At 70.0% G+C, this 12,159-nt stretch carries 10 protein-coding genes and 1 pseudogene; 5 read left to right on the forward strand and 6 right to left on the reverse strand.

Annotated features, from left to right (window positions below):
- Both ACZ7M7_RS30720 and ACZ7M7_RS30725 read left to right on the forward strand, forming a co-directional pair.
- Positions 1 to 1,533, forward strand: a complete 1,533-nt coding sequence (locus tag ACZ7M7_RS30720) for a beta-N-acetylhexosaminidase (protein WP_472122342.1) — start codon at positions 1 to 3, stop codon at positions 1,531 to 1,533.
- A gap of 47 nt (positions 1,534 to 1,580) precedes the next feature.
- Positions 1,581 to 3,011, forward strand: coding sequence for a cellulose binding domain-containing protein (locus tag ACZ7M7_RS30725; RefSeq protein WP_472122344.1), 1,431 nt, complete (start codon positions 1,581 to 1,583; stop codon positions 3,009 to 3,011).
- Between the two features lie 67 nt (positions 3,012 to 3,078).
- On the opposite strand, the pseudogene ACZ7M7_RS30730 reads toward ACZ7M7_RS30725, so the two are convergent.
- Positions 3,079 to 4,022, reverse strand: a pseudogene (locus tag ACZ7M7_RS30730) (LLM class F420-dependent oxidoreductase).
- The gene (locus ACZ7M7_RS30735; RefSeq protein WP_472122346.1) at positions 4,022 to 4,804 is read right to left on the reverse strand and encodes an ABC transporter ATP-binding protein; all 783 of its coding nucleotides are present in this window, start codon (positions 4,802 to 4,804) and stop codon (positions 4,022 to 4,024) included. Before ACZ7M7_RS30735 ends, ACZ7M7_RS30730 begins: the two are co-directional and overlap by 1 nt.
- Positions 4,805 to 5,024: 220 nt before the next feature.
- Between ACZ7M7_RS30735 and ACZ7M7_RS30740 the strand changes: the two genes are divergently transcribed.
- The 3 genes from ACZ7M7_RS30740 (at position 5,025) to ACZ7M7_RS30750 (ending at position 8,114) form a co-directional block, all read left to right on the forward strand.
- Positions 5,025 to 6,050 (forward strand): ABC transporter substrate-binding protein, encoded by a 1,026-nt coding sequence (locus tag ACZ7M7_RS30740; protein ID WP_472122349.1) that lies wholly within the window; start codon positions 5,025 to 5,027, stop codon positions 6,048 to 6,050.
- Positions 6,051 to 6,076: 26 nt separating this feature from the next.
- The gene (locus ACZ7M7_RS30745; RefSeq protein ID WP_383626119.1) at positions 6,077 to 6,925 is read left to right on the forward strand and encodes an ABC transporter permease; all 849 of its coding nucleotides are present in this window, start codon (positions 6,077 to 6,079) and stop codon (positions 6,923 to 6,925) included.
- Positions 6,926 to 7,064: 139 nt separating this feature from the next.
- Positions 7,065 to 8,114, forward strand: a complete 1,050-nt coding sequence (locus ACZ7M7_RS30750; protein WP_472122353.1) for a PP2C family protein-serine/threonine phosphatase — start codon at positions 7,065 to 7,067, stop codon at positions 8,112 to 8,114.
- Positions 8,115 to 8,191: 77 nt separating this feature from the next.
- On the opposite strand, the gene ACZ7M7_RS30755 is transcribed toward ACZ7M7_RS30750, so the two are convergent.
- From ACZ7M7_RS30755 to ACZ7M7_RS30770, 4 genes are read right to left on the reverse strand one after another with little or no spacing between them, the layout of a single operon-like run.
- Entirely contained in the window at positions 8,192 to 9,496 is a 1,305-nt protein-coding gene (locus ACZ7M7_RS30755) for a sulfate adenylyltransferase subunit 1 (protein ID WP_472122356.1), read from the reverse strand.
- Entirely contained in the window at positions 9,496 to 10,428 is a 933-nt protein-coding gene (gene cysD / locus ACZ7M7_RS30760) for a sulfate adenylyltransferase subunit CysD (RefSeq protein WP_472122359.1), read from the reverse strand. Before cysD ends, ACZ7M7_RS30755 begins: the two co-directional genes overlap by 1 nt.
- On the reverse strand, positions 10,425 to 10,982 hold the full coding sequence (gene cysC, locus ACZ7M7_RS30765) for an adenylyl-sulfate kinase (RefSeq protein WP_472122362.1): 558 nt from the start codon (positions 10,980 to 10,982) through the stop codon (positions 10,425 to 10,427). Before cysC ends, cysD begins: the two co-directional genes overlap by 4 nt.
- Positions 10,983 to 11,004: 22 nt before the next feature.
- Positions 11,005 to 12,159: an OsmC family protein gene (locus ACZ7M7_RS30770; protein ID WP_472122364.1), complete on the reverse strand. Its 1,155-nt coding sequence runs from the start codon at positions 12,157 to 12,159 to the stop codon at positions 11,005 to 11,007.

Raw genomic sequence — 12,159 nt, forward strand, 5'->3', positions numbered from 1 at the left:
GTGCCCGCACCCCCGACTGGGGCCTTCTCCCTGCTCCCCCGCCCCACCAAGGCCCATGCCAGAGCTGGACACTTCACCTTCGGGCCCCATACCTGCCTGCGCATCAGCAGCGGTGCCGAACCCGCCGCCCAGCTGCTGCGCACCCTGCTCGCCCCTGCCACCGGCCTGCCGCTGCATTCCGCCGAGGACGCCGCCGTGGTCCTGGCCCTCGACCCGGCCCTGACCGGGCTCGGCGGCGAGGGATACGGGCTGACGGTCGGACCTCAGTCCGTACTGCTGCGCGCAGCACGGACCACCGGCCTGCTGCGCGGTGTGCAGACGATCCGCCAGCTCCTGCCCCTGCAAGCCCTGGCGGCAACGCCGCACCGCGGTGTGCGATGGTCACTGCCCTGTGTGGAGATCACGGACGTCCCCCGGCACCGCTGGCGCGGAGCGATGCTCGACGTGGCCCGCCACTTCCAGCCGGTGTCCTACCTGCGCCGGTACGTCGATCTCCTCGCCCTGCACAAGATCAATGTCTTTCATCTGCATCTGACCGACGACCAGGGCTGGCGGATGCCGGTCGCGGCGTATCCCAAGCTCACCGAGATCGGCGCCCATCGTGCCCGGTCCATGACCCGCGCCGGCAGCGATGACCACGGCGGTGTGCCGCACGGCGGGGCCTACACCCGCGCCGAGTTGGCCGACCTGGTGCAGTACGCGGCTGCCCGAGGCATCACCGTGATGCCCGAGATCGAGATGCCCGGCCACGTCCGTGCCGCCCTGGCCGCGTATCCGCACCTGGGCAACCGTCCCGACCGGGTGCTGGACGTGTGGACCAAGTGGGGCGTGTGCGACACCGTCCTCGGAGTCCACGAGGAGGTCTTCGACTTCTGCCGCACCGTGCTGGAAGAGGTCATGGACGTCTTCCCCTCCCCCTACATCCACATCGGCGGGGACGAATGCCCCACCATCGAATGGGAGCAGAGCCCTCAAGCCGGGGGGCGCGCCCGGGACGCGGGGCTGAACGGTCCCGCAGCTCTTCACGAGTGGTTCCTGGGCCGCGTCGGAGCGTTCCTGGCCCGGAACGGTCGACGGCCGGTCGGCTGGGCCGAGACCGGAATCGAGCTGCCCGACCACTTCACCGTAATGGCCTGGCGCGACCCCGCACATGCCCTGACCGCAGCCGGGCGCGGCCACGAGGTGATCAACGCCCACCACCGCGCCACCTACTTCGACTATCCGCAGAGCGGCGGAACCCAGGAGCAGCCGGCGCAGCCAGGAGCCGTCGTGGCGCTGAGGGACGTACACACGCACGATCCCGTCCCCGAGGGGGCCGCACCCGAAGCCGCCGCCCGCGTCCTGGGCACCCAGGCGCAGCTGTGGACCGAGTACGCCGCGACGCCCGGCCGCCTCGAGTACCTCACCTATCCGCGCCTGTGCGCCCTGGCGGACCGCGCCTGGAGCGGCCCGACCCCGTGGGCGGACTTCCGCTCCCGCCTGGACCGGCACGTCCCGCGCCTCGACGCCCTCGATGTCCGCCGCCACCCCTGATCCCCCGAGCACGACGAACCCCACATCCCGTGTTGGAAGGAATCGGCATGAAGTCCCGAACCACTCCGAGCAGGCTGCGTATCGCCGCGGCCGCCTCCGTGGCCATGGCCATGGGCACCACCGGCCTCACCGCCCTGACCGGAACCGCCAGCGCCGCGACCGACGCGGTGACGGTCCAGTACCGGACCGGCGCCACGGGCGTCACGGCTGACCAGGCCGAACCCTGGCTGAAGGTCAGGAACACCGGCTCCGGCACCCTGCCGCTCAGCACCGTCAAGGTGCGCTACTACTTCAAGGCCGACTCGGCCGCCGCCTACCGCTTCGCCTGCTCCTGGGCGGTCAAGGGCTGTGCCAACATCACCGGCACCTTCGGCACCCTGGCCAATCCCACGGCCACCGCCGACCGTTACCTGGACATCGGCTTCACCGCGGGGGCGGGCACCCTCGCGCCCGGCGCCGACACCGGGGACATGCAGCTGCGCTTCCACCGGGCGGACTGGCAGACGCTCAACCAGGGCGACGACTACTCCTTCGGTCCCTCCCGGACGTCGTACGCGGACTGGTCGAAGGTCACCGCTCAGGTATCCGGCAGCACGGTGTGGGGCACGGCCCCCGAGGGCAACGACCCGACGGATCCCCCCACCGACCCGCCCACCGATCCTCCGGCCGGCGGACAGAGCCTGTTCGACGACTTCAACTACGGCAGTTCCAGCGACCCGAGGATCTCGGCGAACGGCTGGAACGTGCGCGCCAACTCCGGCGGGCCGGGGGTGCCCGGTGCCACGTGGTCCCCGGAGAACGTCACCTTCGCCGGCTCCGGCGGCAACTCGGTGATGAACCTGCGAACCTCGACCGCGGGCACGGCCGAGAGCACCAAGCAGACCGAAGTCCTCACCAAGGCCATGAAGTTCAAGAACGGCACCTACGCGGCCCGGGTCAAGTTCTCCGACGCGCCCGTGTCCGGACCGGACGGTGACCGCCTCGTCCAGACGTTCTTCACCATCAACGACCTCAAGGCGCCCATGGCCGACGACTACGCGGAGTACGACTTCGAGTACCTGCCCAACGGCGGCTGGGGCGAGCCCGCCAACATCCTGTACACGACGTCCTGGGAGACCTACAACCCCGAGCCCTGGCAGGCCGTCAACCAGCACACCGAGTCCCGGCAGAGCTGGGCGGGCTGGCACGACCTGGTGCTCACCATCGACAACAGCTCCATCAAGTACTACGTCGACGGACTGCTCTTCGGCACCCATGACGCCGCGTACCTGCCCGAGCGCCCCATGTCCATCAACTTCAACCAGTGGCTGATCGACCTCGCGGGCCAGACCAGCACCACTCCGCGGTCCTACGACGAGCAGGTCGACTACGTCCTGCACGTCAAGGACCAGGTCCTGAGCCCGGCTCAGGTCGCGGCAAAGATCAGCGCCTACCGCACAGCCGGCACCACGTTCGAGGACACCGTCCCCAACGGCTAGGCACTCTCTGTGGGCAGCGGGGCTCAGCCGGTTCGCACCCGGGACTGAGCCCTGCTGCATCCATGCGCTACAGCTGCGGAAGGACCTCGCCGGCGATGAGTTCCAGGTGGTCGAGGTCGGTTAAGTCGATCAGTCGGAGGTGGAAACGGCCGGTGCCGATGGCGGAGAACTCGCCGAGCCGGTCCACCAGTTGGGCCGGGGATCCGATCACCGGGTCCTCCGGTGGCAGCGCGCTCCTGACGTGCAGGGGGGCGGCACGCCGTTGCGCGTCCGCGTCGGTGCGGCCGATCGCGACCACGACACCGGTCGAGAGCACCAGCGGTGCCCGACCGGCCTCCGCCCGGCCGGTCCGCTCGCATGCCTCGGCAACTCGTCGGTACGCCCGGGCAGTCTCTGCCACCGACTTGAAGGGCATGTTGAACTCGTCGGCATACCGAGCGGCCAGCTGCGGCGTCCGCTTGGGCCCGCGGCCCCGACGATGATCGGCGGCGCCGGCACCTGCACGGGCTTCGGCAGAGCGGGCGCGTCGAGCAGTTGGTAGTGGTCACCGTGGTGGCTGAAGTGCTCACCGACCGGTGTTCGCCACAGGCCGGTGAGCACGGCCAGCTGCTCCTCCAGCCGGTCGAAGCGCTCCGTGGCGGGCGGGAACGGGATGCCGTACGAGGTGTGCTCCCGTTCGTACCAACCGGCGCCGAGACCCAGTTCGACCCGCCCCCCGCTCATCCGGTCCACCTGCGCCACCGTCACAGCCAGCGGGCCCGGTAGCCGGAAGGTGGCCGAGGTGACCAGGGTGCCCAGCCGGATCCTGGAGGTCTCCCGGGCGAGCGCGCCCAGCGTGAGCCAGGCGTCGGTGGGGCCGGGCAGCCCGGGATCGGCGCCCATGGCCTGGTAGTGGTCGGCCCGGAAGAACCCCTCGAACCCGTAGGCCTCGACGAGTTGGGCGAAGCGCAGCTGATCCTCGTAATCGGCGCCGCGGTGCGGCTCGGTGAAGACGCAGACCCGGGCGGTCATCACCCCTCCGTTTCGACCGGCGTGGATATGTCCCGTTCCATCAGCAGCTCGTGCAGATCGGCGGTGCACCGGGCCACTTCGTCCAGGTGCGCAGTTCGGCCCAGCGTCCTCGGCCGGGGAATCGCGATGTCGACGGTCCTGCGGATCCGGCCCGGGCGCGGGGTGAGCACGACCACCCGGTCGGCGAGCAGCACGGCCTCGTCCATCGAGTGGGTGACGAAGACGACGGTGGCCGCGTTCTCGATGTGGATGCGCTGCAGCTCCACCGCGAGGTCCGCGCGGGTCAGCGCGTCGAGTGCGGAGAACGGTTCGTCCATGAGCAGTACCCGGGGCTCGCCCATCAGCGACCGGCACAGTGCGACACGCTGCTGCATACCGCCGGAGAGCTCGTGCGGCCGGTGCTTCTCGAAGCCGCTGAGTCCCGCCGTCTCCAGCAGCCGGTGCGCCCGGTCGCGGTGCTCGGACCGGCGCCGGCCGAAGATCTCCACGGGCAGCAGGACGTTGTCGAGGACGGACCGCCAGGGCAGCAGGGCCGGCCGCTGGAACAGCATGGCGACATCCCGCCTGGCTCCGTTGACCGGTTCGCCGCCGATGGTGATCTCGCCCTCGGTGACCGGCAGCAGTCCGGCGATGAGCCGCAGCAGTGTGGACTTGCCGCACCCGGACCGGCCCACCACCGCCACGAACTCGCCCTCGGTGATGTGAAGGCCGATGTCCTGGAGTGCCACTGTCGAACCGGAGCGGTTGGTGAAGCTCCGGGACACACCGGTGAGTCTGATCATCCGGCGGTCTCCCCATCCACTGGCGATCGCCATGCCGGCCGGTTCGTGACGCCCGGTCAGGCTACCCGGAGCGGGCCGCCCAGCGGTACCTGTCGCCCCGTCTCTGTATCCCCACTGCCGCACACCTGGCCCACAACTGCCGGGCCCTCGTAGGCTGTTGACCGTACTGAGTGTCATGCCCTCGGCACAGTCGGCGGTCGGAGAGGACAACACTGTGCGCATGAACAGGTTCGCCCGTACGGTCGCCGCGGTGGCTCTGGCCACGGCGCTGGCACTGGTCTCGGGGTGTGGCGGCTCGGATTCCGACGCAGGTGCCGGTGACGACGACAAGGCACTGAGGAAGGTCACCTATCTGACCTCGTTCGGCAACTTCGGCCGGGACTCGTACGCCTGGGTCGCGAAGGACAAGGGGTACTTCGAGGAGGCCGGCTTCGACGTGGAGATCAAGCCGGGCCAGGGCACGGGCGGCGTCATTCCGGCCGTGGCGAGTGGCCAGGCGCAGTTCGGGCCCATCGACCTCACGGGCGGTCTGCTGCACATGGGCAGCGGCCAGGCGAAGGACTTCGTCGCGGTGGCCGCCATCCAGCAGCACACCATGGCCGCGATCGCCACCACCGAGGGCAACGGCATCGCCGCGCCGAAGGACCTCGAGGGCAAGCGGCTCGCCGACACACCCGGCTCCGTCGTGCGCAACCTCTTCCCGACGTACGCGCGACTGGCCGGAGTGGACGCCGACAAGGTGACCTGGGTCAATGGCGAGGCACAGACGCTGATGGGCACGCTTGCGAGCGGTGCGGTGGACGGCATCGGCCAGTTCGTGGTGGGTGAGCCGACCGTCGAGGCGGTCACCAAGAAGAAGGCCGTCCTGCTGCCGTACAGCGACGTGATACCCGATCTCTACGGGAACGTGCTGATCACCTCTACGAAGATCGCCGAGCAGGATCCGGAGATGGTGAAGCGGTTCAGCAAGGCGCTGCTCAAGGGTTTGGAGTACAGCCTCGCCCATACCAAGGAGGCCTCCGAGATCCTGAAGCGGAACGTGGACGCCACGAACCCGGCAGCCGCGGCCGCCGAGTTGGAGTTGATGGCCGAGTACGTGACGCCGGACGGTTCGGGCACGGCGACCGGGACGCTGGACTCCGCACGGGTCGCGCGGAGTATCGCGATCCTGGAGGATGCGGGCGCGCTGCCCAAGGGAATGACCGCCGATCGGATCATCGACTTCGACCTCGTGCCGAAAGGCTGATCACGCCGCGCCGGGAGAAGGATGGGATGAGCGACCTCTCGAAGCCGCCGCAAGCCTCGGCGGCGGGCCCGGAGCCGGTGCCGCGATTCGGACCGGGACCGCAGCGCAGAACCGGCATCGGCGTCGTGCTGCTGCCGTCGGCCGGGCTGCTGGTCGCACTGGGTGTGTGGTGGCTGCTCACGTCAGCGCTGGAGGTGATCCACCCGGCAGTGCTGCCTCCGCCGGGTGCCGTGCTCTCGGCGTTCACCGCGGCCCCGGGCCGGTTCCTGGAGCACACCGGGGACACCACGGTGGAGACCGTCGTCGGGTTCGTTCTCTCCAGCGCCTGCGGAGTCCTGATCGGACTGTCGCTGGCGGGCTCGCGGGTACTGGAGCGGATGTTCACGCCGCTGCTGGTCGCCGTCAACGCGGTTCCGAAGATCGCGCTCGGGCCACTGCTGGTGGGGGCACTCGGCTGGGGGCAGAAGCCGGTCCTGACCATGGTCTTCCTGCTCTGCTTCTTCCCGATCGTGCTGTCCACCGCGACCGGCCTCACGTCGACCCCCGCGGACCTGGCCGAGTTGGCGCGCTCGCTGGACGCCTCCCGCTGGCAGGCGTTCCGGAAGGTACGGTTGCCCGCCGCACTGCCGCAGATCTTCGTCGGGCTGAAGGTGGCCATGCCGCTCGCCGCGATCGGCGCGGTCATCGGCGAGTTCCAGGCCGGTGAGAGCGGGCTGGGCTTTCTGATCGTGCAGGCAGGCGGGGTCGGCGACACCGCCACCGCCTGGGCGGCGATCATCCTGATCGGGCTGATGAGCATCCTGCTCTACTTCGCTCTGGTGCTGTTGGAGCGGTTCGCGCTGCCCTGGGTGCGGGAAACCACCTCGCGCGACTGATCCGGGGCCGCGTGCGCCGTGGGCGTCGGTGCGGGCGCCGGGGCGCGGTGGGGTGTATCCAGAATGTATGGTTCCGAGACGCCTCAAAGATCATCGTGGGTCACAGGAGCCACGTCATGTGCTGCTGGCGGTGCCGATCATGATGATTGTGATCGTCACGGTGGTCGACATCCTGGCTCCGCCCAGCGTCCACCTCGGGCCGTTCCTGGTGGCCGCGCCCGCCGTCACCGCGTCGTTCGCCGGTCCCCGGACGACCGCATGCGTCGGCGCCCTCGCCGTATCGGCCCAGGCCCTGGTGGCGGTGGTGCGCACCAGCATCGCCGATCTGAACCACTCCTCTCAGCTGATCATTCTGATCCTGATGTCAGCGTTCGCGATCTCTTTCGCGGCCCGGCGCGAGCGTCATGAAAGGGAGCTGAGTCAGCTGCGGTCGGTCGCGAAGGCCGCGCAAGAGGTGGTGCTCAAGCCGCTTCCCCAGCGTGTCGGCTCGTTGCACATCGCGTCGGTCTACCTGGCCGCCGAATCCGAGGCGCAGCTGGGCGGCGATCTGTATGCCGCCGCTCGTACGGCACACGGGACCCGGATCGTCATCGGCGACGTCAGAGGCAACGGCCTGGAAGCCGTCGGAGATGCCGCCCTCCTGCTCGGCGCGTTCCGGGGCGCAGCCCACCGGCAGGCCGATCTACCGGCGCTCATGGCCTTCCTCGAGGGAACCGTCTCCTCGGACCTGGACGACCCCGCTGCTCTGGACAGCGCGACCGAGGATCGCGGCGAAGCGTTCATCACTGCCGCCGCACTGGACATCCCGGACAACGAGCCGGTCCTTCACCTGATCAACTGCGGACACCCCTCGCCCCTGCTGCTGCGTCGCGGCCACGTCAGACCCCTCGAGGTACGCGACCCGGCACCACCCCTGGGCCTCACCGAATTCATGAAAACCGAGCTGTCCGAAGAGGAGTTCGCCTTCGAGTACGGCGACATCGTCCTTCTCTACACGGACGGTGTCATCGAGGCCCGCAACCGCGAGGGCGCCTTCTACCCGCTCGCGGAACGGATGGCCGGCAAAGCCGACAAGGAGCCCGACGCCCTCCTGGCCCACCTGTGCAAGGACCTGATGCGGCACGTCGGCGGACATCTGGGGGACGATGCCGCCATGGTGGCGATCGAGCGGGTGCCGCGGCGCTCCTGAGGACGCGGGTCCGCCGCCGGGCTCGGGCAGGCGGCGCGGACCTGGCGCTGTGACTGGGATCGTTCGCCGCGTCGCTGTCACGTGATCGAGGAAGCTGATGCGGTCGGCGGTTCAGGAGGAGCCAGGTGGCCGGTCCTCGGCACCGGTGAGGCCATGCCGGCGGCGAGTGTCGTGCCGTCGGCCGGGTCGATCAGGAGGAAGGAACCGGTGCTGCGGGAGTCGGCATAGGCGTCCAGGGCCAGTGGTTCGGCGGCTCGCAGCCGGATCCGGCCGATGTCGTTGGCGACCAGTTGTCCGGGCTCCGGCCGCTGGGAAAGGTCGTCCGGCCCAAGCCGCGAAGGGATCTCCTCGACCCGGGCCCGCACCGTTCGCGTGGTGTGCTTGATCAGGACACGCCGGCCGACGGTGAGCGGGGTGTCGGCCACATGGCAGACCGTCGCCTCGACATCCCTGCTGGTGGTCGGCAGGTCCGCGGAGGGAACGATCAGGTCGCCGCGCGCGATGTCGATGTCGTCGGCGAAGAGGAGGGTGACCGACTGCGGGGCCCGCGCCGCGTCGACCGGCCTGCCGAGCAGATCGATCCCGGTGATGGTCGAGGTGTGGCCGGAGGGGAGGACCGTCACCGATTCGCCGACCCGGAAGGCGCCGGCCGCGATCTGGCCCGCATAGCCGCGGTAGTCGGGGTGTTCGGCGCTGCCGGGGCGGATCACGTACTGCACCGGGAAGCGTCCCTCGGCGTCGGCCGGATCGTGCCCGGCCTCGACGGTCTCCAGATGCCTAAGGACGGTGGGGCCGTCGTACCAGGGCATGGCGGCCGAGGACTCCACGACGTTGTCGCCCTCGAGGGCGGAGATCGGGACGGCGGTGACGTGCGGCACGCCCAACGCGCCGGCGTACGCGGTGAATTCGTCGGCGACCGGAGTGAACGCCGACTCCGCGTAGCCGACCAGGTCCATCTTGTTCACGGCCAGCACCACCTGTGGGACGCGCAACAGAGCGGCGATCGCGGCGTGCCTGCGCGTCTGCTCGACCACTCCCTTGCGGGCGTCGACCAGGATGACGACGAGGTCCGCGGTGGAGGTGCCGGTCACCATGTTGCGGGTGTACTGCACATGGCCCGGGGTGTCGGCGAGGATGAACCGGCGGCGCGACGTGGCGAAGTAGCGGTACGCCACATCGATGGTGATGCCCTGTTCCCGCTCGGCCCGCAGCCCGTCGGTCAACAGGGCCAGATCGGGCGTCGCGGTTCGCGATGCCCTCGCCACGTCCTCGAGTTGGTCGGTCAGGACGGACTTGGAGTCGTACAGCAGGCGGCCCACCAGAGTGGACTTGCCGTCGTCGACCGAGCCCGCGGTCGCGAAGCGCAGTGTGTCGGCGTTCATCAGAAGTACCCCTCGCGCTTGCGGTCCTCCATGGCGGCCTCGGACAGCTTGTCGTCGGCGCGGGTCGCGCCCCGCTCGGTGAGCCTGGACCGGGTGATCTCGGCGATGACGTCCTCCACCGTGCGGGCCTCCGATTCGACGGCGCCCGTGCACGACATGTCACCGACGGTTCGGTATCTGACCTGCCGGGTCGTCACCCGCTCGGCCTTCGTGGGGCCGCCCCACGCGCCCGCGGTCAGCCACATCCCGTCCCGCTTGAACACCTCGCGCCGGTGCGCGAAGTAGATCTGCGGCAACTCGATCCGCTCCCGGGCGATGTACTGCCACACGTCCAGTTCGGTCCAGTTGGACAGCGGGAAGACACGGACGTGCTCGCCGGGGGCGTGCCGGCCGTTGTACAGGTTCCACAGCTCCGGACGCTGACGGCGCGGATCCCACTGGGAGAACTCGTCGCGCAGGCTGAACACCCGCTCCTTGGCGCGTGCCTTCTCCTCGTCGCGCCGGGCGCCGCCGAACACCGCGTCGAACCGCTCGGTCCGGATCGTCTCCGTCAGCGGAAGGGTCTGGAGCGGATTGCGGGTGCCGTCGGGGCGTTCACGCAGCATCCCGCTGTCGATGTAGTCCTGGACCGGGACCGCGTGCAGCCGGAGCCCGTGTGCCGCCACCACCCGGTCCCGGAAGTCGAGGACCTCGGGGAAGTTGTGCCCGGTGTCCACATGCAGCAGCGGGAAGGGGACCGGTGCCGGCGTGAAGGCCTTCAACGCGAGGTGCACCACGACCATGGAGTCCTTGCCGCCGGAGAACAGGATCACCGGCCGTTCGAACTCGCCGGCGACCTCGCGCAGGATGTGCACGGCCTCGGACTCCAGCCGGTCCAGGTGGGACAGCGCGAACGAGCGGGCCGCGACCCGGGGCGCGGCCGGGGCCGTCACGCCAGCCCCCGTTCGACGAGCAGCCGGTGGACCGCTGCGGCGGACTCGTGCACGGGCTGAGCATGTGTCCGCACGCGAAGGTCCGGTGTCTCCGGCACCTCGTAGGGGTCGTCGACGCCGGTCAGTCCGCTGATCTCGCCCGCGGCCTGCCTGGCGTACAGCCCCTTCACATCGCGTGCCGCGCACACGTCCAGCGGCGCGGCGACATGGATCTCCAAGTAGGGCGTGCCGTTGGACAGATGGCGTTTGCGGACGGCCTCGCGGCTGTCGGCGAACGGGGCGATGACCGGTACGAGCGCGAGGACTCCGTTGCGGGCGAGTACCTGGGCCATCGTGCCGATGCGTTGGACGTTGGTGTTCCGGTCCTCGCGGCTGAAGCCCAGGTCGGGCGAGAAGACCTGCCTGAGCCGGTCCCCGTCGAGCACCTCCACCCGGCGATCCCGCGAGCGCAACAAATCGGCCAGTTGCCGGGCGAGCGTGCTCTTGCCGGAACTCGGCAGGCCCGTCAGCCATACCGTCGCGCCGGGCCGGCATGTGCAGACCGGCTGTGTCATGCGGTCCCCCTGGTGACTTCTCTCAGCCGTCATGGCCGGCGTCCTTCTGGCTGTTCGTCTGTTCGGCCTGCTGCCCGGCCTTCCGGGTCAGTTCGTCGCGTACGGCCTCGGCATCCGCCGTGATGCTGTGGTCGGACACCACCTGCCGCCCGGCGAGCCACAGTTCGACGTCGACCTCAAGTGGCGTGGCGAGTGTGGCGAGGAGTACGGAGCGTGCCAGCGCCCGGGACAGGTCTCTCGCCGACAGGTCCTGGGACACGGCTTCGAGGGACAGGCCGTGGAACCGGCTGGGCACCTCGCGTGCGACGTTCAGCATGCCGCGGGTGTCGAGGAGGCCGGCGGCCCGCAGCACGCTGCCGTCCGGGAGCAGTGAGGTCAGTTCGGCGCAGAGTGCGGCGAGCAGGATCTCCTGCGAGTTGGGGGCACGGTCGATACCCAGCATCTGCTTCGCCTGATCCACGCCCCAGGGGCCCGACCGCGGGCGGGCGCCGGGTGTGCCGACCGTGGTGACATAGCTGCCCTCGGAGCCGTACTCCCAGGTCACGGTTGCTTCGACGGTGGTGCTGCGGGCAGGGCCCGCCGCCTCGGAATCCGCGCCGGGCGCAGGGGCGTCGAGGGCGGTCGTCCGGCCGTCGGCGCCGACGAGGACGACGGTGTCGAGCGGGGCCGCGTCCAGGAACACCCGGTGGTTGGGGCTGAAGGCGGTCACCAGCCGGTTGATCGAGCGGGCCGTGTCGGGGTCCGTGTCGCAGTCGACGTCGCAGCGCCAGGCGATGTTCTGAAGCGGCCGCCCGGCTACGGGCCGTCCCGTCGCGTCGAGCTCCAGGTCGGCCCGGACCGTGATGGACATCGCGCCGAGAGTGACGCCCCTGGCGGTGTAGCCGTTGACGGAGGTCACCATGACGCAGGCCCCGAGAGCGGCCAGTGCCGACTCGTACGGGGTGGGCCGGGCGCCGTCCGGTTCGTCGGCGGTCACGGTCAGGCGGTGGCCCAGCCGGAAGTCGCGGGCCATCCGTACGGTGCCGTTGCGTGCCGTGAGCGTGCGGGAGGTGACGCTTCCCGGGGTGGCGGCGCCGGCCGGTGTCTCCACCGCGAAGCGTGCGACCGCCTCCGCGGGGATCTCCCGTATCTCGTGCACCATCTCCGACACTCCGGCGATGTTCAGTCCGTTGCGCAT

This window comes from Streptomyces sp. NPDC111606, assembly GCF_055656945.1.

Excerpts from the sequence above, each read along its gene's own strand:
- ACZ7M7_RS30770 (WP_472122364.1), bottom strand. The coding sequence starts at position 12,159 with ATGCGCAACGGACTGAACATCGCCGGAGTGTCGGAGATGGTGCACGAG.
- ACZ7M7_RS30735 (WP_472122346.1), bottom strand. The coding sequence starts at position 4,804 with ATGATCAGACTCACCGGTGTGTCCCGGAGCTTCACCAACCGCTCCGGT.
- ACZ7M7_RS30740 (WP_472122349.1), top strand. The coding sequence starts at position 5,025 with ATGAACAGGTTCGCCCGTACGGTCGCCGCGGTGGCTCTGGCCACGGCG.
- ACZ7M7_RS30750 (WP_472122353.1), top strand. The coding sequence starts at position 7,065 with ATGATGATTGTGATCGTCACGGTGGTCGACATCCTGGCTCCGCCCAGC.
- ACZ7M7_RS30755 (WP_472122356.1), bottom strand. The coding sequence starts at position 9,496 with ATGAACGCCGACACACTGCGCTTCGCGACCGCGGGCTCGGTCGACGAC.
- cysC (WP_472122362.1), bottom strand. The coding sequence starts at position 10,982 with ATGACACAGCCGGTCTGCACATGCCGGCCCGGCGCGACGGTATGGCTG.
- ACZ7M7_RS30725 (WP_472122344.1), top strand. The coding sequence starts at position 1,581 with ATGAAGTCCCGAACCACTCCGAGCAGGCTGCGTATCGCCGCGGCCGCC.
- ACZ7M7_RS30745 (WP_383626119.1), top strand. The coding sequence starts at position 6,077 with ATGAGCGACCTCTCGAAGCCGCCGCAAGCCTCGGCGGCGGGCCCGGAG.